The following is a 21,636-nucleotide window of genomic DNA, read 5'->3' as shown; positions in this document are numbered from 1 at the left end:
TCGTAGTTAATTACTTTTTTTTATAAAGATTCGGTAAAGATTTAGTGAAGATAGGTAAATAAGCCGATATTTTTAAAATTAATATTTATAATATTGTGGAAATTACTGAGAAGAGAAAGTAAAAAATAAATAGCTGCAAACTAAATTAAGTTAATCCTTGACTAAATGTTAAGCGTGATTCTGGCAGTCAAAAAATTTTAAGTCCTGAACAATTCGATAATCCTGAGGGAGAATCCTATGAATGTGGTGAGAAGCATCGGTCGGTTGCTGGTAGTTTTTCCTTTGGCAGGAGCGATTAATATCCAAGCGGTACAGGCGCAATCCATTATTCCAGCAACTGATGGCACTGGCACCAATGTTGTCCTTGAGGGCGATCGCTTCGACATCAGCGGCGGACAACCATCTGGAGCGAATCTTTTCCACAGCTTTGAGAAATTTGGACTGAACTCAAACCAAATTGCCAACTTTCTCTCCCAACCAGAGATTCAGAATATTCTGGGGCGCGTTGTCGGTGGAGACGCCTCCGTTATTAATGGACTGATTCAGGTAACAGGCGGGAATTCTAACCTCTTCTTGATGAATCCCTCAGGCATTATCTTCGGCGCAGGAGCCAGCCTCAACGTGCCTGCTTCCTTCACCGCGACAACAGCAACCGGAATCGGGATCGGCTCAAATTGGTTTAATGCAGCAGGTTCTAACAACTACGCCGCACTGACAGGAAACCCCAACGCTTTTGCTTTCGCCACCAGTCAGCCAGGAGCCATTATCAACGCTGGCAACCTCAGCTTACAGCCGGGACAAAACTTCTTAACTTTGTTAGGCGGAACAGTCGTCAGTACCGGGCAACTCTCCGCACCAGGGGGTAACATTACCGTAGCTGCCATCCCTGGTGAAAGTGTCGTCCGCATCACTCAGCAAGGACTGCTGCTAGGTTTGGATATTCAACCCTTGGCAACGGCAGACACTCAACCTGAAAACTGGACATTGCCGATTCCCACATTACCTCAATTGCTGACTGGCGGAAGTGGGGGCAATGCTACTGGGTTAACCGTTAAAAACGGACAGGTAGTATTAACTGGCTCAGGCATCCAGATAAATGGTGAAACAGGCACTACTATTGTCTCCGGTACTCTCGATGCGGCAAATAAAGCACCAGGTGCAGCAGGAGGCGCTGTGGAAGTGCTGGGTAACAAAGTTGCCTTAGTGGAACAAGCTCAAATTGATGTCTCTGGAGATGGCAAGGGAGGCACTGCCTTAATTGGCGGCGGTTATCAAGGTAAGGGTAAAGTACTGAACGCCACGCAGACGTATGTAGGTAAGGACGCAACGATTAAAGCTGACGCCATTAACAATGGCAATGGTGGGAGAGCAATCGTTTGGGCAGATGAGAAAACCAGTTTTTCTGGGAGTATTAGCGCCCGTGGTGGCAAGAATTTTGGTAACGGTGGATTTGTCGAGGTGTCAGGGAAGAACAGCCTTACTTTTGAGGGCACGGTCGATCTGAGTGCCGCTCAAGGTAGTTTTGGCACTTTAGAAATCGATCCAAAAAACATCAAGATTGTCAATGGTGCTGGAGACAATGACGGTGAATTAAATGACGGAAAAATCTTCAAGGATGATGGAAATCCTGAGGCGACATTTACGATTTCTATAGAAAAGCTGGAATCTATCTCTAAGACCGTAGCGAATATTCTTTTAGAAGCGACGAATGACATTACCATCGAAGACCTAAGTGATAACAGCCTGGATCTTGCTACTACTTCTGGATCGACAGTCACCTTCAAGGCGAATGCTGATGGTATCGATGGTGGTTCATTTTTTATGAATTCAGGAGATACTATTCAGACTCAAGGAGGAAATTTAAAGATTGAAGCCGTAGATATTACAACCGGAGCAATTAATACTTCATCTTTAAAAGGAAATGGTGGTTCTGTAACTTTTCTTGCGTCAGGAAACATTAAAGTTCCCGGAAACATCAATACTTCATCTTTAGATCCAGATCCAATAGTAAACGTTGATGATAACCCTGACAGCCCTAACATCATTGTAGCTCGAAGTGGTGCCATTAATATGTCTGCTACGGGTAACATTGAACTTAAAGATATTAATGTTGACCTATCTCAGGGCGGCGGTTCGCGGGGAGGAAATATAGCAATTTCTGGGGCAAGTATTATAGCCGGGAATATCAATGCCTATAACGCTGATATTAACTTTTCTGCCGATAATCCTGAAGGTTATGTAAAGTTGACCTCTACGGCAGGCGATATTGTAGTCGAAACTATTCGTTCTGGGGCTGGCGGTATTGAAATTGATTCTGCTAGTTTTTTCCAAGCTAGAGGAGCTTCTAATATTGGAGGGCTTGGATATGAAATTCCCATTAAACAAAATCCCCAGTTGCTGGATTTCCTCACCAACGTGCTAAAGGCAAAAGGACAAACGGTGAATCCGGATGCATCAATTCCAATATTTACACCAGAGGAGTTTCTAGCTAGCATTATCGCTCACCCTGATGATGGGGGTAAGGGCGCTTCTATTAGTATCGCCTATAAAGGTAGTCAATCCATAAGTAGTGGCGATAAGGATAAGTTGATTAATATTCAGGGTAGCGACGACGCTCCTTTTGGCTTTTCGATTGGTCCCACTACCACTATTAAGCCGGGTGGGCAATTTGTACCAAATGATCCTGCCGATAGCTTTGACAATTTTGATCTTGACAATCCTTTTACAATCGCAATAAATGAGAGTTACGTTAAGAAGCCAATTCCCGTTAATCATAGCGGTACTGTAGGCGCGATTGTTAGAGCCTTCGGACAAAATTCAACCATATATACATCTCTTGCAGATCAAAAATTCACTCCTAGCAGTAAACCAACCACTAATACTGACACCAACACCAATACCAATACCAACACAAATGCTGGCAACAACACGAATACCAGCACTAGCCCTAATATCGTTTCTAACACGAATACCGGCACTAGCCCTAATATCGTTACTAACACGAATACTGGCGCGAACACTAATACGAATACTAACAATGGCACAAACACAAATACTGGGAGCAATACTGCTACTGATGGATCTGACAATCTCACAACCGATATACAACTCATTGCATTGAGGAATGATGCTTCTAATTCGGGATTATCGGATTCGAGCGATCGCATTCTTGTCTTTGATAACAGCCTCAAAAGCAGCTTAGATGCACGTCATGCGAACCGGGTAACGCGCAACAGCGATGGAACGCTAAAATTGTCAACGACTGAAGCATCTGCTGTGTGCGCTGCACAACTGCAAGATCCGCGACGGAGAAACCTGCAACTACGAGATCCGCGTTGTTTGCAAGAACAACCCGCCGCACCAATCGCATCAGCGTCAGCTCAAAATAGCCGCAAAGTGACGGCAGATCAACTGTTACAGCAAGGCTTTGAACAGTATCAACCGAATCAGGTTGCACCTGCTGTCCAGTCTTGGCAACAGGCATTAAAAATCTACCAGGAACTCAAAGACGTTCCGGGGGAAGTCGCTGCCAGAGGTGTTCTGGGTGCGGCTTCTCTGGTTCAGGAAAACTATAAGGATGCGATCGCGCTCTTAGAGCCATTCTTGACGATGGAAGCAGGAAATGGCAATCCTACAGCTAAAGCACAAGCACTTTCAAATCTGGGAATTGCTTACAAAGCCGTAGGCAACTATGCAAGCGCGATCGCATCTCATCAGCAAGCTTTGACCATTATGCAGGAAACCAAAGACCGTCAGGGAGAAGGTCAGGTTTCAGCCAATTTAGGCAATACTTACGAAGCTTTGGGTGAATATGACAAAGCAATTCAGTCTTATCAACAGAGTTTAACGATTGCGCGAGAAATTAAAGATTCCTTAGCAGAAGGGAGAGCATTAGGAAATCTGGGAGCGATTTACGCTAATTTGGGCAAGTCTCAGCAAGCCGTTCAATCTTACGAACAGAGTTTAGCGATCGCGCGGCAAATTAGCGATCGGGAAGGACAAGGAAGCACCCTAGCCAATCTCGGATCTGCTTATCATGTTCAGGGCGAATTTACTAAGGCTCTCGATTATTATCAGCAGAGTTTTGCGATCGCAAAAGAAATTAGCAATCGCGAGTTACAGCACAAGTCACTCGGAAATTTAGGAATTGCTTATGAGGATTTGGGCGACTACTCCAAAGCGGTTGAACATCATCAGAAGAGTTTAGAAATTGCGCGATCGCTGGGTGACAAACGAGGAGAGGGGGCGGCTCTCAATAACCTGGGACATACGCTATTTGCTTCCGGCAAACTCCCAGAAGCTGAGAAAAACCTCCGCGATGCTGTTGAGGTTATGGAATCTCTGCGACCGGGATTAAACGATATTCACAATGTTTCAGTTTTTGATACGCAAGTTCTGACTTACAACCTATTGCAACAAATCCTGATTGCCCAGAACAAAGAAGATTCGGCTCTGGAAATTTCCGAAAGGGGACGTGCCCGTGCGTTTGTAGAGTTACTGCAACAACGATTATCTCCTGAAGCTTCGGCACGTCAAACTAATTTAAATCCTCCGACCATCGCCCAAATTAAAAAAATTGCCAAAGAACAAAATGCCACGCTAGTTGAATATTCAATTGTCCCAGAAGAAGAATTCAAAGTTCAGGGTAAACTCAGAGGTCAGGCATCAGAACTCTTTATTTGGGTCGTTCAGCCTACAGGTAAAGTTGCCTTTCGCCGAGTTGACTTGAAACCGCTGCGACAGCAAGATAATTCTTTTGAAAAGTTGCTAGCTAACAGTCGTATTTTATACGGTCCTAATATTCAAAAAGGAGAAGCTGCTAGAGCGCAACTTCATCAAGTGTTGATTGAGCCAATTGCTGATTTTCTGCCGAAAGACGCAAATTCCCACGTAATATTTATCCCGCAAGGTGGGCTATTTTTGTTGCCTTTCCCGGCGCTAAAAGCTCCGAATGGCAAATACTTAATCGAGCAACACACAATCCTAACTGCTCCAGCAATTGAGGTGCTAGACCTCACTCAGCAACAACAGCAACGTGTAGAAGAGTTGCATAGAACATCTCTAGATAGTAAAAACGTCCTAGTGGTGGGCAATCCGACGATGCCCAAGATGCCTACTACTAAAGCTGGACAAACGCCTCAGCCACTAGCACCGTTACCGGGTGCCGAACGGGAAGCGCTGACGATTGCTAAACTCTTGAACACTCAAGCGATTGTGGGTGACAAAGCAACCAAAGTTGAGATTGTGCAACAGATGCCCCAGGCGCGGGTAATTCATCTAGCGACGCACGGCTTACTGGATGATATTCAAGAATTAGGCATTCCTGGCGCGATCGCTCTGGCTCCATCCAAGAACGATAATGGATTCCTCACTGCTGGAGAAATTTTTGACCTGAAGCTAAATGCTGAACTTGTAGTGTTGAGTGCTTGTCACACGGGACGCGGCAAAATCACCGGCGATGGCGTCATCGGTTTGTCGCGATCGCTCATTTCATCGGGAGTACCCAGCGCGATCGTATCCCTGTGGGCGGTTCCTGACGAGCCGACGACCCTTCTCATGACAGAGTTTTACCGAACTGTGCAAAAAAACCCGAATAAAGCCCAGGCATTGCGCTTCGCAATGCTAGCGACGATGAAACAACATCCAGAGCCACTCAACTGGGCAGCTTTTACCCTCATTGGGGAAGCACAGTAATCACGCCCCCTTTTTACTTGCGTTAGGGATGCGCTCTCTTCGCAGGGATTTAGGGAGATATCTGCGTAAGCCCTGACAATATTACTGACTGACCGATCGTAAGGGCAAGGCGAAACTTTGCATTACCTTTACGTAACTTGTGCTGTCTTCATCAACTTCATACGAAAAATTACTGAGCTGAGGACTAATCTTTGTAAAGAACCAATTAGTCTACCTCAGCCACAACTATGGGTGTTTCTAGACTTATCAAGTTTTGGCAATCGACCATACTTCTTCCTGAATTGATTTTTTCCTCAGTAATTAAGCGGCAAAAGTCTTGCTGTGAATTTACTGAAGTTCAAAAAAACCTGAAAGCCAGCTCCCGAATTGTGATTCAGCCACAAGGGGTTCTAAATCGCTGTAATGGCGCTTTCTTACAGCAATGGATTGTGAACAACGTCGTACTGGATGCTCCAGCTTTATGCGTGCTAGATATGACCCATATCAACGGGGTGGATAGTTCGGGACTATTTTCTTTAGTGGCAGGACTCAAAGCAGCCCGGAAACAGCAGTGCCATGTTGTAATTTGTAACTTGCAATCTCCAGTCAAAACACTTTTTGAAGTAGCGCAGCTTGAGGAAATGTTTGATATTGAGGAAAGTTATGAAGCTGCCCTTGCCAAACTGGCTTGAAGACTACTTTATCAAGAGTGCCAATAGCCAAACGATTGCAGGCTATAAGGGCACTCTAGCCTGAACTGCGCGGCTAGAAATTTTATCTAAATTCAGCGTTAGGAAGTCAATGCTCGGCTTTCAGCCCTCCGGAAATCAAGCGACACTGATAGGATCGAGATGGATGAATATCGTCTTATCAATCTCGCCATGACTTTGGGCAATCTACGCGACCTTTATCAACAGGTCATTTTAGAACACTACAAGAAGCCACGGCACAAGGGTCAAACCAATCCCGTGCATCGGTCTCAGAGAGGGCACAATCCTTCTTGTGGCGATACCATTGAGCTGACATTGCAGATGAATGCAGCAGGCGACGTCATAGAAGATGTGAAATTTGAAGGAGAAGGCTGCGCGATCGCAATGGCTTCTGCTGACTTGATGGCGGATGCTTTGCGGGGAAAGCAAGTAGATGTAGCGCTGGAAATGGTGGAACGCTTCCAAAACATGATGAAAGGGGAAGCCGAGTTCCCCAAAGAGCAACGCAAGCTGAACGTGATGCAAGGCGTTTCTCAGTTTCCAGTTCGGATCAAATGTGCTAACCTCACCTGGCATACTTTAAAAGCTGCCTTAGAATCACCCAATGGCAATCAGCCAAATGGGTTCGTCAGTAATGAAAAGGAAGACGCTTAAGTTGCCATGTTAACGACTACTTTTTTTCTAGAACTAGCCAAATGGTCGGCGGTTCTTACCATCGCCAGTGCAGTTGTAACCGTGCTGGGGTTTATTTTCCGATGGGGTATTCGGTTTCGGCTGGTGGGTAGCACTGGATTTATGGGTGTGCTAACAGCCGGTTTATTTTCTTTGAGTTTGGTACCGCTTACCCATACAGCAGTTCCAGGTTCGGTTCGCTATAAGTTGGTTTATGACACCGGCGGGGCGCAAACGGTGATTTCCGTACCGCCGACGATTTCCAACGCCCAATTAGATGCAACGATGCGTCAAGCTGCTAGCGATTTGTACTCTTATGGTCGTTTAGGTCGGGCCAAAGACAATTTACTGACCATTCGGGTACGTACCGTTATTCATCCCTCCCCTGGCGCTTCTAAACCGCTTTACTTGGGTGAGGTGAAGCGATCGCTAGCCATCCGGGATGATGAACAGCTTAACATCCAAGTCTTCCCAGAAAACCTGGCACAATTGCCAAAGTCTACCGCGTAATTACGGATCTTTCTCTATTTTCTCTACATTGGGTCTTTCAGAGTCAAAGCGAGGCGGAGCCTAGAAACGAGTGCCTAGAAACGAGTGTTAAATAGGCTGCTGCCTCCCTCAATTACTAAAGTAAAGTTATTAGAGAAATTTGTTATAAATTCTTTCATAAGCAGTATTGAGCAATTCCCTTCTTTAAACTAGAATGGTTGATTCTATGCCCAATCAATCCTTACCAGAGTTGTCTACTCAAACCGCTCCTTCGTTATTTCCGCTGATGGTGGCTCCCGGTCGGGTGCTGCGCGGTCAGAGGGCGCTGGAACAAGCGGGAGACGCGATCGCGACTTTTGGGCGGCGTCCCTTGGTTGTCGGGGGCGATCGCACGCTGTCCGTCACGCTACCCCGATTGCAGCTTGCCCTAAAACAGCAAAAGACAGACATTGCCCAGGCATCTTACAGTCCAGATTGCAGTACGCGATCGCTCGAATCTCTGCGGAAAGCTGTCACCGACCATCAAGCCGACGTAATTATTGGCATCGGCGGTGGCAAAGCATTAGATACCGCAAAACTCCTGGCTCATCAATGCCAGTTGCCAGTCGTCACAATTCCCACCTCAGGGGCGACCTGCGCTGCTTGGACAGCCCTTTCTAACGTCTATTCCGACGAAGGGGCATTTCTCTATGATGTCAGCCTCGATCGGTGCCCGGATTTGCTAGTGCTGGATTACGAGTTAATCCAGACTGCACCGCAACGCACCTTAATTGCTGGGATTGGCGACGCCTTGGCGAAGTGGTACGAAGCTTCTGTCAGCAGCGGTCACTCCGACCAAACTTTGATGATCGCCGCCGTGCAACAAGCGCGAGTGCTACGGGATATTCTCTTCCAAAAAGCCGCAGCAGCGCTGAAAGAACCGGGCAGTGAAGTTTGGCGAGAAGTCGTAGATGCCTCAGTTTTACTTGCCGGGGTCATTGGTGGTTTAGGTGGTGCCCAGTGCCGTACCGTCGCCGCCCACGCCGTCCACAATGGGTTGACCCATATCCCTGCTGCCCACGGTGCCATACATGGTGAGAAAGTCGCCTATGGCATTCTCGTCCAGTTACGGTTAGAAGAAATGCTGCAAAGCAACCAACTCGCAGCAACCGCAAGGCAACAGTTATTGAAGTTTTACGCCGAAATTGGACTGCCTCAAACTTTGGATGATTTGGGCTTGGGAAATATTACACTGGGAGAATTTCGGCAAGCCGCTGAAATTGCCTGTGCCCCTAACTCGGATATCCACCGGCTACCCTTCCGGGTGGTGGCCGAACAGCTGATGGCGGCAATGGTGTCCACAACCGCACCCGTTGAGGTAGGGCGTCCAAATCTGGGGCTGACCTCAGCGGCGAATCATAATGATGTTTGAATTTCAAAAATTGCAGGTTTAAACGCATTGAAGGTTGAAGAATCTCAAAAGTTGAAAGTTTTAATCAACCTGCCAATCTCCAACCTGCAATCCTGCCTGCCAACCTGCTTTCCTTGCCAACTTTCCTGCCTTAACCAATGACGTTAGATTGGATTAGCCCAGCGGAACGCCTGCAATCACTGCCCCCTTATGTATTTGCCCGTCTGGATGAACTGAAAGCCAGGGCACGCGAACAAGGGCTGGATTTAATTGACTTGGGAATGGGGAATCCAGATGGCCCAGCACCTCAGCCAGTGATAGACGCTGCGATCGCAGCGTTGCAAAATCCAACAAATCACGGCTATCCCCCCTTTGAAGGGACTCTCAGCTTCCGCCGCGCCATCACTAATTGGTACGGGCGTCGCTATAATGTTGACCTCGATCCAGATAGCGAAGCCTTGCCGCTACTCGGTTCCAAGGAAGGGCTGACTCACCTCGCCTTTGCCTATATCAACCCAGGCGATGTGATTCTGGTACCCAGTCCCTCTTATCCCCCACATTTTCGCGGGCCAGCGATCGCTGGGGGCAAAATTCACCCGCTGATTCTCAAACCCGAAAATGACTGGTTGATCGATCTCGGTGACATTCCCGATGATGTAGCCCAACAAGCAAAGATTCTCTATTTCAACTATCCCAGCAATCCTACTGGCGCAACCGCACCCCGCGAGTTCTTCAAAGATATCGTTGCTTTTGCCAAGAAGCACGAAATCTTACTCGTACATGATTTGTGCTACGCAGAATTAGCTTTTGATGGTTATCAACCAACCAGCTTGTTAGAAATTCCAGGGGCGAAGGAAATCGGCGTCGAGTTTCATACCCTGTCTAAAACTTACAACATGGCAGGCTGGCGCGTCGGCTTTGTCGTAGGCAACCAACACATCATTCAAGGGTTGCGGACACTCAAGACTAATCTGGATTATGGCATCTTTGCCGCCTTGCAATCTGCCGCCGAAACCGCCTTACAGCTTCCAGATGTTTATGTAAATCAGGTCTGCGATCGCTATCGCCGTCGCCGCGATTTTCTGATCGAGGGATTTGCTGAGTTGGGTTGGACAGTTCCCAAGCCAAAAGCCACCATGTACCTGTGGGTTCCGTGTCCGGTAGGGATGACCTCAACGGATTTTGCCCTCTCTGTCTTGCAGCAGACGGGCGTGGTCGTGACTCCCGGAAATGCCTTTGGTTTGGGTGGCGAGGGGTATGTGCGGGTGAGTTTGATTGCCGAATGCGATCGCTTAGCTGAAGCTTTGCGGCGTTTCAAAGAAGCCAATATCCGCTATTCATCCGAAAATGAGGGCGCGTTTATCAAGCAGGGATAAAACATCGAAGCTTGAATTTTTGGGTTTAATCTCCAATTTGGAAACTCGGCTATTTCAAAAATAACTAGCGTTATCCTTTAGATGAATTTGCTTGTATAAGTGCAAACTTTAATTAGGGATAAAATTTGTCTGATTTTCTACCGTTCCCAACCCCTCCCTGCCATTTTCTGAGGCTCCGGCACCCCTCCCCGCAGGCAGGGAGGGGTGCAATGTGTTAAAGGGAATTACAAATCATCTACCGTATCGTATCCAGTAGATGATTTTTGTTTGCGCCGCCCTTATTTCAAAGTAAAAGCTTTAGTTTCTGTTACCCTACCACCACCCACCTTGTCATAAATCGTTAGCTGAATTTGGTAAGTTCCCGGTTGAATTTTAGGAGTTGTATTAACAGTGCCATTGGGAGAGGCTGCTACATCATCTTTTAAAGCTGTATGTCCTTTTTCTCCAATTAAGCTCTTTTTCACCAAAATAACTTCGCCCTTGGCATTTTTAACTTCCATATCCATATCTAGCCAGTTTTTCCCATCCTGACCTTTCTTAAATTTGCCAACATTGAGCAAGACTAGCTGAACATCTTCTCCCCTTTTATAAACTCCATCATTAACCGGCACAACTTTTTTATCGGGAGTTTTTCTGACCAAAAAAGATTTTTCAAACTTCAGTTGAGAAGAAGTCGGTTTAGAGGTAGTTGCAGTCTGGGATGTAGGAGATTTTGGGGAAGGAGAAGCCTGAGAAGTAGTAGAGTTTTCGCCTCCACCACAACCACTGACCAGCGCCATTGAAAACACTACAAGACCTGTTAACAATAGGTTATTGAATGTTTTTTTCATTATGTTCTACCTCCTTTTATTTTTTTACCTGGTTAATTGATCAACCATGGAGTTGAGACAATTAGCAAGGTTGAGCTAGCTACAACCATAAATTATCATAATTTATTCAAATTTATCTTTTGGGCGCAGTTGCTTTAGTCAACTGGCGACGCGAACAATTTGCTTTCAGACGCCACGATGGAAATTCTTTATTGAATGCACTCTGGTGTAACCCTACCTTGTGAACCCAGAGGGAGAGGGGCTAGGGGTGAGGTTCTATCTGAGGGTATTTATCTATATATCGTTCGCTGCACTTGAAACGGTTCATTTTACGGCAAATTCAGTTAAACGTAGACCTATAGGCAGAAGGCGGTCTGTGACTTGCACAGACCGCCTTCTATTGTCAATCAATCTAAACGATTGCTACTTAAAAGCGTTTAATTGCCGCCAGACTGAACCGCAGCGCGGGTTACGGGATTTGAATTGTCTTCGTTTATCATTTCAGGAGTCCGCTCCCACTCGCCATTTTCACCTTGACGGTATTCGCTTTTGATGGTATTCCACGCAACTTTGCGGGCAGATTCTTCGTCCATCCCGTCTTCTTGGGCACTCTTAAATGCAGCCTGGAAAATCTGCTGAGCTGCCTCAGGCAGTGCTTGTACTTCTGAAGGTAAGTTATTAACTTGTTGATCTGGTTGCTCGGTCATAAACTACTCCTATTATTTTTGCCTGGGATCATCTTAGAAAGCCAGATGTACGAATTCCTCTTCCCAGGATGTAGTTATGGCTGCTCGATATACCTATCTGAGGTATTATCTTATGTAAAGTAATTTTGTATTTACATATACAAAAATTTGCCCCAAATCATCTGCTTGCAAATACAGTGGTTTAGCTCTCCGACTTGTTAGAGAACTCAGTGGACTCGGATTCACGAATCATTGAGGATTGCTATAGATGAGATGGAGCCGCTACCTAGTTCGCTGCTAAAGCGAGTTCAAAGCTTGGAAGCAAACAAATACCAATTCACTTTATGGCTCGAATCTCACCTGAAAAGGGGGTTGGAGGATCTAATGTGTAATTCCACAAAAGTGAACTGGTATCATTTACCGACTAAGGGAAACCACAAGTTCCAGCCGGTACAGTGGTTCCAGACCAATTGCTGAGGTCACTGGTAGAAATATTATTTGTAGACAGCGTTCCCGTTTCTATCTGGATCGCTCCTCCAAAACTGTCATTTAAGAAAAAGTTTCCAATCGTATTATTGCGGGGTTGGAGACAAATTGTATCGCCAGAACCGCTGGTTATTGCTTCGAGATCGCCGATTGCGCTGCCTGTTATGGTGTTAAGCCGGACTCCGGCAAAGATTTTAGCAGTATCGTAGCTGTTGAGGGAAAGCCCGGTAAAAGCATTATCTATAATTTGATTTGATTCACTGAGGAATTGAAGTTGGGCGTTTCCATTGATGCTGGTAAAAATTCCGTAAAATCCATTTTTGGAAATTTGCTGATTGTTAGAAATATTGACTGTTCCTATCGCTGTATCGGAAAGTGCGATATTCACTCCATTATCTTGATTTTCAGCAATGGTGCTATTGGTAATGTTGAAGGTTCCAGAGGTGTTATTTGAGAGAAGTATCCCAATCCCATAAAACCCGTTCTTAGAAATTTGAGTATTAGTGATATTAAACGTTCCAGTCGCGCTATCGTTTAGCTTGATAGAAATTCCATCAAATTGATTGCCTGAGATTGTGCTGTTGGCAATCTCAAATGTCCCCAAAGTATTGGATTCAAGTTCAATATTAATGCCACTAAATTGATTTGCAGTTATTTGGTTATTAGTCAGAGTAAAGGTTCCGGAAGCACTCTCGAACAGTTTTACCTCGACTCCGTCGGCGATGCTCCCGAAGCTGTTACTGCCAGTAATCGTATTCTCTGAGATATTAAAGGTTCCAGTTGCAGTATTGCGAAGTTCAAGATTGATGCCGTCCCCTTCGTTAGCTAAAGCACCATTGTTGGCGATCGTGTTTTTGACAAGAATTAGGTTAACTTGCCCCTGATTATTGCTGAGGGAAAAGCCTTCCAAAGCAGAATTTGCGATCGCATTGTCTTGAATTAGTATCTGGCCAGTCACGTTCTCAAGTAAGATGCCCTCACTGGCAGAATTCGCGATCACGTTGTCTCGAATAATTGCATTGCTGATGTTGCTTCCAGCGATGCCAGAACCAGTAGTTGTGCTAATGGCAAAACCCGAAAGGGTTGTCGTGTTCCCCATCGTGACTGTTCCTGTCACGTCTGCCAATACCCCCGCATTAGACAAGGGTAATTGTAAATTGCCGAGTTCCACGGTATCTATACGCTGCACAGGGCCAGTTGAAAGCACCTGCACTTGGTCGGGAATCTTGAAAGCAGGAACCCCAGGATTTGTCCCTGGTTGCACGTAGACAATATCATTGGATTGAGCCACAGCCAAAGCTTCTGCAACCGTTGCAGTCGGATTCTCGAACGTGCCGTTCCCGGTTCCAATTCCCAAATTGACGTGCCGAAATCTCCACGGTTGACCCGTCGCGGGATTCGTGACAAATACCGTATCCTGCACGCTGAAAGACTCAGATTCGGATTGTTCATCGACTACGATATTCGCGTTTCGGGTCACAGATTCCCCCAGACGCGCCAGAACCCGATCTTCTGTTCGTATCCCTCTCGGACGAGTTCCGGGAAAATTCGCCCCCACACTCAGCACTAAATTCGTGCCAAAAGTGGCATCATTTGAGAGCAATAGTCCCAGCCTGAAAGTGTCAGTAGGACGGGCTTCTAACCGAGTCCGCCAGCCTAAAATCTCCGAACTGCCTGGGGCATCATAATAATACAGTCCGGCATAACCTCGGAGGTCGCCGGTTTGACCTAGCTGGGCGATTTTCACGCCAGCTTCAACATCAAATCCTGCCATCGCTGCTTCAAAATTGCGATCGCGTTGAAGTTGTTGATTTCTAGTTTGACCCAAGAAATTACCCTGAAAGAAAGGGTCTGAAAACGATAAACCTGTAGAAAAAACCCTCTCTTGGGTCAGTTGGCGGGTATCTCCAACCGGAATGTAAGCATTCGCGCGAATATCCCAGTTTTCTCCTAAGCTTTCAAACCCAGCACCCAGTTGATTAAAGTTGCTATTACCCGTGTCGCGGGTATCGAAGGCGACATAGCCGCCCAAGATCCGGTTATCTTTGGCACTATAAAAGCGATGTCCTAAAACAATATTGCTGCTTATATGAGAATCTTCCGTTAACAACAGCAATCGACCTTCTAAGAAGGTGAGGTTGTCTGAGTTTTGCCATAGGGGAACAAAGCCTCCAATGCTACCAAAAGAACTTTCATAACCCACACCAGAACCAGTGGTAAATTCAGCGCCGATCCGGGGCAGAAATCGTTGAGAACGAACTCGATCTGATGGTGCTGTTTGTTTAGTGGCAGCGCTAATCTCTTCTGTAGGATCGGCGTTTTCTGGGGTTAGTATTTCTTGGAGTAACCCTGCTTCGCGCAAAGTCCGAGGAGGTGTTTTTACTTCTGCTAAAGGTTGAGAAATCTCAACCTCCAATGTCTCTGGGGAAGGTACGGTTTTGGGACTAGATTCTGGTGTGGGGAGTGCAGTTTTTACATTAGATATTTGGGCAAGAAAACGCCCTTGTTTTAGCGTGTAAAAAGACGGTTTGGCTAAAGACTTCTGGTCCTCGAAGCTTAAGGCTGCGGGTTCCAACGCCCCTGGTGGGTGTTTTGCTACATCAAGGGTATCGCCAAAGGATGAGTCTACAGTATCGTTATTTAATTCAGGAATGCCATCAGGTAGCTGGAGGATTGTAACGCCTGTAAAGTCTGTTGTCGAGCTTGATGGATTGGGTTTTAAATTAGGTGTTTGGGCGGTAGCAGTTGAAGTTAGCGTTCCTAACAGCAGCCAAATTGTGTAGATGTACGGTGTTGATGTTCTTAGAAGCATTTTCTCTATTAGATTCTGTTCTGGCTTCAGGCTCATATCCACAGCAACTCATTGTCAATAGTTGCCAAATCAGCAGCTTTAAATATTAATTAAAGCTGCTTCCTCATACTAGATACTTACAAAAGTAGAAGCTGCATTACTCATAAACGTAGCAGCATTCACCCCAGCCAATATTGCCAGAGTCTGGTTGTTGGAATTGTCAATAATACTGGTATTGCTTCCTTGCTGAATAATCGACAACTGGTTCAATTTCAAACCCCCGCCTAACCCTATGTAGTCTTGACCAATCTGGAAGTCGCGGATGGTGTCAGTGTCTTCCCCTTTGGCAACGGCGAAGATATCGCGCCCTAGACCTCCGGTGAGGATGTCATTCCCCAAACCTCCGTAGAGTCGGTCATCGCCCCCATCTCCCCAGATTTGGTCATGTCCGGACTCACCGTACAGATAATCATTGCCACCACAACCGTTGATGCGATCGCTACCTGTACCGCCGTAGATGATGTCATCCATACCTATCGAACCCCCAGTCAAGAGATTATTGTTGAGGTCGCCAATCAGGGTATCGTTGCCGTCATCGCCGTAAATCCGGTCTTTTCCCAGTCCCCCTACAATCGTGTCATGACCGCCAAAACCATTGATCCGGTCGTCTAAAGAGGTTCCCACCAAGGTTTCAGAAAGCCAAGTGCCGTTAATGACATTGAGGGGTGCAGTGTCGTTGTCAATGTTGACAACAGCAACATCTTGCGGGTTCAGTCCGTTGTATTTGGCGTCGGTGCTAATAGCAGGGGCAGTAACGATGCTGTAGGCGATATTTCCATCGACAAGTACATCGTCAACTCCTTTCACCGTAATGGTTTGAGCAATATTCCAATTATTTGAAGTAAAGGTCAGCGATGGGCTGGAAACGCTGCCTTCTGTCGGATCGGAACTTCCTAAACCAAGGGTGACGTTAGCTGTAGGTTGACTATTGAGTTTGACGGTAAAGTTGGCAGCGCCTCCGGCTTCGGTGGTGTTGCCGCTAATTGGGGTGATGGTAAATCCGGCGGCGTCGTTGTCGATGTTGGTGACAGCGACATCAACAGGATTGAGTTTGTTGTAGTTAAGGTCGGTACTGACGCTTGGGGCGGTGATGATGTTGTAGGCGATATTGCCATCAACCAGTGCATCATCAACTCCTTTGACCGTAACGGTTTGAGCAATATTCCAGTTATTGGCTGTGAAGGTGAGGCTGGGGCTAGAGACGGTACCTTCGGTGGTGTCGGAACTGGTTAAGCCAAGGGTGACATTAGCGGTGGGTTGGCTGTTGAGTTTAACTGTAAATGTGGCAGTACCTCCAGCTTCGGTGGTGTTGCCGCTGATCGGGGAAATAGTGAATCCAGGGGTGTCATCGTTTTTGATGATGCCTGTGGCAGTAGTGTTGCCTAGATTGGCGTTGGTAGCACTGTTGAGTTTGACGCTGAAGGTTTCATCTTTCTCAAACTTGTTGTCACCCGTGGCGTTAACCGTGATGGTTTTTGTTAAGGGGTCGCCCGGATTAAAGGTAAGGATGCCGTCGTTGTCGGTGTAGTCGCCGTCGGTTGTGGCGGCGGTGCCGTCGTTGGTACTGTAGTTGACCGTAATTGGCTGGTCGCTGGGGTTGGAAAGGGACACGGTGAAGGTGTAGGCGGTGGTGCCAGTATTGCCTTCGCTTTGAGTAACGGTGGCTGGTGCGATAGAGACGATGGGTTGAGAATCGTCGTTGGTGATGATGGCGGTACTGGCGTTCGCCTCTGGGTTAACGGTGGCGTTGGTCGCACTGTTGAGATTGACGCTGAAGGTTTCATCTTTCTCAAACTTGTTGTCACCCTTGACGTTAACGGTGATGGTTTTGGTTAAGGGTTCACCGGGATTGAAGGTAAGGATACCATCGTTGTCGGTGTAGTCGCCATCGGTGGTGGTGGCGGTGCCGTCGTTGGTGCTGTAGTTGACCGTAATCGGCTGGTCGCTGGGGTTGGAGAGACTGACCGTGTAGGTGTAGGCGGTGACACCATTACCTTCGCTTTGAGTAACGGTGGCTGGTGTGATGGAGACGGTGGGTTTGGCATCGTCGTTGATAACCGTTACCTGTGCTGTACCTGTAGTAATCGTCGAACTTGCGGGGGCAAGTGTTAGGTTCGGTTTACTCAGGGTGACATTGATGGTTTCATCTTGCTCAAATATTGTGTCACCCAAAACATCTAGGTTGATTGTTTTGGTTGTTTCGCCAACTCCAAAGCTAAGCGTGTCGGAAAGGGCAGTTGTCCCACCTGTAACCAGTATGTTGTTGTAGTCAATGCCATTGGTTGCGGTTCCACCAATTCCATAATCAACGGTACTGGCTACACCAATTCCGCTGCTGCGCGTGACAGTAAAGGTAACGGTTTGCTTACCAGTCTCACCTTCCTTTAAAGTTAGGGAAGCAGTAGTAATCGCGTATTGAATCGTGTCGTTGGATGCGATCGCTACCGTAGCATTGTTCTTAGCAGCATCAATGGTGTAACCCGCACCCGTCGCCAAGTTTAGCCGCAGCGTTTCGGCTAACTCTGGCAAAGTATCATCAACAGCAGTAAGAGTAACATTGACAAAACTCTGCCCATTTGGAATCACCACGGACAAACCGCCGCTACTGAGATTGTAGTCGCTTGCGATCGCAGGGCTGCTACCATCAACAGCAAGATTCACTGTCAAATCGCCCGTTGTGTTGCCAGTCCGGGTAATCTGGTAAGTTCCAGTATTTGCGCCTGCTTCTGCTGCATCAGCATCTATCGCCTGGATGCTAACTGTCGGTGTTCCAGAATTGACGGTAATTTGAAAGGTTTGCAATACTGAGGTATCGATACCACCGTTAGCAGTGCCACCATTGTCCTTAACTTGGACTGCAACTGTGGCTGTAGTAGCTGTCGCAATTGTTGCAGCAGGAGTATAAGTAAGATTACCTGTCAGCGGGTCAATTTTTGGTGCAGAGGCGAAGATACCAGGGTTGCTAGTGACGTTGACGATGTAGTTGTCGATGCTTTGACTTGATTCGTTGGCAGCACCCGGATTAAACCCACTCGCCCAGCCAGTGACAGTTTGCGCCCCTGCCCCAGCTGCGATACTTTGATTGCCACCAAGTGTGAAACTGGGGGCATCGTTTACTGGGTTAATAATAATACTGACTGTTTCAGCATCAATGCTGAAGGAAGATGCGCCGCCACCCGCCCCAGGATTTACTCCAGTTTTACCGCTAGTGAGTCCGTCAGAAGCATCCCAAGCGCGGAAGGTAATGCCTGAAGTGACAGTACCGTTAAAATCGGCATTAGGGAGAAAACGGATGAGATCGCTTGTTGTATCTTTTAGTACGGTAGCAGCCGCAGCAGACACCACAAACTTATTCCAGCTACTTCCGCCATCAGTAGAATATTCCCAAGTGCCGTTGGTATTATCCACCCCAATTACAGCAATTCCTTCTACTGCACCTGCATCTGCATCGGTGATGGGGTTGCCACCAGCACCGCTAGCAATAATTTCAGAAACCAAAGTCCCATTGTTACTGGCAAGGGCAACATCTTCGTTAATCGCTGTTAGTGCCGGACTCCCAGTATTATTTAATACCGGGGCATCGTTGGCTGGGGTGACGGAAATCGGTATCGTCTTGATATTGCTAGTCGCCGCACCATCGTTAGCTGTAATCTTGAGCGTGTCGCTACCATTAAAGTCTTGCTTGCCTTTGTATAGCAGTCCGTTTGTGGCGGCTAAGTTAGCGTTAATCTTGCTTTGACTGCCTGTCAGGGTGACAGTTCCCGTGCCGTTGCCATTGACTGTTAACCCAGTAGAGTTGACTGTCAAAGCACCATTGTTGACTTCTAGAGTGACGGTGATAGCAGTATTTCCCGCATCCACGTCAAATACGCTAACTCCTGCGATCGATAAATCGGTATCTTCAGCAACTGTTTGGGGTGCAAAGCTGCTGTTAGTTGTAATTGAGACATCTGATAACTTTACTTTGGCGCTGGCAGAGGTAGTACCATCCCCAAAGAAAATGAAGTTAGGGGTTTCATAGGGATCGATAGGCCCCACCCCCACCCAAGCAGTGTAATCCCGCAGCTTACCGCTAAGGATGGTGGTGCCACCTGTTGAGAGAGTGTAAGTATCGCCAAGAACTGTCAGCTGGTAGGGAATTAAACCCGCAGTAGTGTTGAAGGTAGCGCCTTCAGCATGGGTAAACAGAAGTTGGTTGTTGCTGGCAGAAGGATTTGTACTTGGATCTGTCTGAGTTGTGCCATCTTCCTGCGCCCAGATTTCGTTATCCCAGAATCCTAATTCGATGCCTTTTTTGTCGCTGCTGAGAACTATGATGCTGAAACCAGCTCTATCAGCAATGCCATCGCCGTTTTTATCAGCGGTGCCGCTCGTCGTATGATCTTCTGAGAGAACTTGGGCAGTGAAGCTGACGGTGTAACCAGTAGTGCGATCCAGGTTCGGCACGCTGTTAGGAGAATAGCCCGCATAAGTGCCTGAGTCGGCAGTGGTATCCAAGGTAGTTGCGCCACCGGAAGCACTTTGCGTTGCACTACCAACGGGAATGTATGTAAATCCTTGAGTGTCGGGCGTGGTATTTAACGAACCATCGTATTGAATTACTGAAGCACCAATAATCGGCGCATCGTTGACAGATGTAACGTTGATGGTTTCAGTAACAGCGGTGCTGGTGCCACCATCGCCATCGGTAACGACAAAGCGGACGGTGCGAGGAGTGGTGCTGGGGTTCTCTGAGGCGTTCTGATAGGTGATGTTTTGCAGCAGTGCAGTAGCGGCGGCGGGTATGGCGTTGGCGTTGAAAGTGACGACTAGAGGAGTGGTGCCAGTCCCGCCTGTGAAGGTGCCAATTTGCACTCCGCCGTATTTGACAATTGTGCCATCTAGCCCAATTTGCCCTGCACCGTTACCTTGGTTGCGAATTGCTAAACGGTCGGATGCCGTGCCACCTGCCGTAAAATCTACTGTCAGCTTCCCGGTGTCAAAGTTGAGGGAGTCGCTATCTGTGACAGTGGCGGTGCTATTAATGACGGTAGCAGCTGCATTTTCGGTGTAAGGCACAGGTGCAACTGTGAGAGCAATCGCCGGCGCAATGTTGGTGTTGGCGATCGTGTGGCTTCCTAAACCATTGAAGGTGTCTTGGGCGAACCCATCCCATTGAACGCTGGGATCAAATGGATCGAAAGGACTTGGATCTCCAGTTGTTACGTTACTCTTACGGCGCAGGGTATTATTTTGGGTACTGGTAAGCCCATTACCCCATTCTGTGCCAGGGTCGTTGCCAATTTGACCAATCGAGTCAATGATGGTTGCACCCTTACGCAGCACAACCGCATCGTCCCCGTTGTACCAGCCATTAAAATTGTTGGTTTGATCGGCTTGACCCAGAATGCTAAGGGCAGCATTAGCTTGTGCTAAAACAAATACATCCTTATCTGCTACTATGCCGCTCAAGTTGATAGTTAGAGTCAGGCTAGTGCTACCGTTTGCATAAAAGTCTACGGCGTAACCTGCTGCGGCTAAGTTAATTGCTGCCCCAGTACCGTTATAAAATTCAAGAGCTTTATTGTTGCTGCTACCTTCAACATACTCTGAGATGAACAGATCGCTTGGCAGGACTGAAGTATAAGTTGCGATCGCTGCTCCCCCAAACACCAGAGAAGTTTCTATCTGCCCTGTAGCAACTTCCAAATCCCAGTCACCGCCCAAAGCTGCGCTGCCTGTCAAGTCAACCGAAGCGGCAATGTCAGCACCTGTTAGCTGACTGAGTTGTTGCACAAAAGCTGCACCGACTTCCCCTGCTGCTACATCGCAACCGTAGAGAAGGATGTCAGCATCAGGGGTTAAAGCATTTGCCCACTGCTGTAACTGGCTAGTGTATGCTTCTAGGTTGCTTGAATTCAGTCGGGTTGACCCCAGTTGCAAAGTGCCTTGTGTGCCGTGGGAAACTATGTGAACGCTGGCGATGTCGGTGCGTTCTGCTAGCACTTGTGCGATCTGCGCTACTCCATCCTGCATTGGGTTCAGGATAAATACTTCCGTTTCCGGTTCCACACCAGCAGCGAGACTCTGGTAATTCTCAACTGTAGAGTCAATGAAGACTATCTTTTGTACTCGCTGGGTGGAAGAAGTCTCTACCACTGAAGAGTTTTCACCAGCAATGCCCTGACCAGCTTGGTTTGGTTTTTGATTTGAGGAGGAATGATTCCAAAAGTCTTGCATGATGAGGTTTGGGTGTAAATATCAATGGTTGAGATGAGTAGAGACACCAGAGCGATCGCCAGCGTGTCGCTCAATAACGTAGAGAAAGCCGTCAGTTTGTAGATATTCAGGTCGCCAATAGCTGGTGAACTGAATTAATCTCAGTAGATGCTGTCATATAGTTTCCAGAAATTTTGATAAACTAGCGTTTTTAGCCTCAATTATCGAAATTCCTGCAAATATCTGGCTAGAGAGGACATTTTGTTGATAAAGGTGTATCGAGCGAGGACAAATGC

General features: G+C 47.1%; 10 protein-coding genes. 6 read left to right on the top strand and 4 right to left on the bottom strand.

What is annotated here, in order from left to right:
• The first annotated feature begins 237 nt into the window (after positions 1-237).
• The 6 genes from NDI44_RS16295 (at position 238) to NDI44_RS16270 (ending at position 10,310) form a co-directional block, all read left to right on the top strand.
• Entirely contained in the window at positions 238-5,694 is a 5,457-nt protein-coding gene (locus NDI44_RS16295) for a CHAT domain-containing protein (protein WP_190411138.1), read from the top strand.
• 368 nt (positions 5,695-6,062) lie between these two features.
• Positions 6,063-6,365, top strand: coding sequence for an STAS domain-containing protein (locus NDI44_RS16290; RefSeq protein ID WP_190411137.1), 303 nt, complete (start codon positions 6,063-6,065; stop codon positions 6,363-6,365).
• 189 nt (positions 6,366-6,554) lie between these two features.
• The gene (sufU, locus tag NDI44_RS16285) at positions 6,555-7,037 is read left to right on the top strand and encodes a Fe-S cluster assembly sulfur transfer protein SufU (RefSeq protein WP_190411233.1); all 483 of its coding nucleotides are present in this window, start codon (positions 6,555-6,557) and stop codon (positions 7,035-7,037) included.
• 6 nt (positions 7,038-7,043) lie between these two features.
• Complete coding sequence (locus NDI44_RS16280; RefSeq protein WP_190411136.1) at positions 7,044-7,565, top strand: Ycf51 family protein; 522 nt, start codon at positions 7,044-7,046, stop codon at positions 7,563-7,565.
• Positions 7,566-7,770: 205 nt separating this feature from the next.
• Complete coding sequence (locus tag NDI44_RS16275; protein ID WP_190411232.1) at positions 7,771-8,955, top strand: iron-containing alcohol dehydrogenase family protein; 1,185 nt, start codon at positions 7,771-7,773, stop codon at positions 8,953-8,955.
• A 137-nt stretch (positions 8,956-9,092) separates the two neighbouring features.
• On the top strand, positions 9,093-10,310 hold the full coding sequence (locus tag NDI44_RS16270) for an aspartate aminotransferase (protein WP_190411135.1): 1,218 nt from the start codon (positions 9,093-9,095) through the stop codon (positions 10,308-10,310).
• A gap of 278 nt (positions 10,311-10,588) precedes the next feature.
• Here the strand turns inward: NDI44_RS16270 and NDI44_RS16265 are convergent, their stop codons facing one another.
• The 4 genes from NDI44_RS16265 to NDI44_RS16250 form a co-directional block, all read right to left on the bottom strand.
• On the bottom strand, positions 10,589-11,140 hold the full coding sequence (locus NDI44_RS16265) for a hypothetical protein (RefSeq protein ID WP_190411134.1): 552 nt from the start codon (positions 11,138-11,140) through the stop codon (positions 10,589-10,591).
• 416 nt (positions 11,141-11,556) lie between these two features.
• Entirely contained in the window at positions 11,557-11,826 is a 270-nt protein-coding gene (locus tag NDI44_RS16260) for a ChaB family protein (RefSeq protein WP_190411133.1), read from the bottom strand.
• 403 nt (positions 11,827-12,229) lie between these two features.
• A complete protein-coding gene (locus tag NDI44_RS16255) occupies positions 12,230-15,103 on the bottom strand; it encodes a right-handed parallel beta-helix repeat-containing protein (protein ID WP_190411132.1) in 2,874 nt (957 codons plus the stop codon).
• 108 nt (positions 15,104-15,211) lie between these two features.
• Positions 15,212-21,361, bottom strand: a complete 6,150-nt coding sequence (locus tag NDI44_RS16250) for a DUF4347 domain-containing protein (RefSeq protein WP_190411131.1) — start codon at positions 21,359-21,361, stop codon at positions 15,212-15,214.
• Positions 21,362-21,636 lie beyond the last annotated feature (275 nt).

It is taken from the genome of Trichocoleus sp. DQ-A3, from assembly GCF_039961975.1.
Taxonomy (GTDB): domain Bacteria; phylum Cyanobacteriota; class Cyanobacteriia; order Cyanobacteriales; family FACHB-T130; genus FACHB-T130.
The sequence above is the reverse complement of the archived record's forward strand: the minus strand, read 5'-3'. Positions and strand labels throughout refer to the sequence as shown.

Excerpts from the sequence above, each read along its gene's own strand:
- NDI44_RS16250 (WP_190411131.1), bottom strand. The coding sequence starts at position 21,361 with ATGCAAGACTTTTGGAATCATTCCTCCTCAAATCAAAAACCAAACCAA.
- NDI44_RS16255 (WP_190411132.1), bottom strand. The coding sequence starts at position 15,103 with ATGCTTCTAAGAACATCAACACCGTACATCTACACAATTTGGCTGCTG.
- NDI44_RS16265 (WP_190411134.1), bottom strand. The coding sequence starts at position 11,140 with ATGAAAAAAACATTCAATAACCTATTGTTAACAGGTCTTGTAGTGTTT.
- NDI44_RS16295 (WP_190411138.1), top strand. The coding sequence starts at position 238 with ATGAATGTGGTGAGAAGCATCGGTCGGTTGCTGGTAGTTTTTCCTTTG.
- NDI44_RS16275 (WP_190411232.1), top strand. The coding sequence starts at position 7,771 with ATGCCCAATCAATCCTTACCAGAGTTGTCTACTCAAACCGCTCCTTCG.
- sufU (WP_190411233.1), top strand. The coding sequence starts at position 6,555 with ATGACTTTGGGCAATCTACGCGACCTTTATCAACAGGTCATTTTAGAA.
- NDI44_RS16270 (WP_190411135.1), top strand. The coding sequence starts at position 9,093 with ATGACGTTAGATTGGATTAGCCCAGCGGAACGCCTGCAATCACTGCCC.
- NDI44_RS16280 (WP_190411136.1), top strand. The coding sequence starts at position 7,044 with ATGTTAACGACTACTTTTTTTCTAGAACTAGCCAAATGGTCGGCGGTT.
- NDI44_RS16260 (WP_190411133.1), bottom strand. The coding sequence starts at position 11,826 with ATGACCGAGCAACCAGATCAACAAGTTAATAACTTACCTTCAGAAGTA.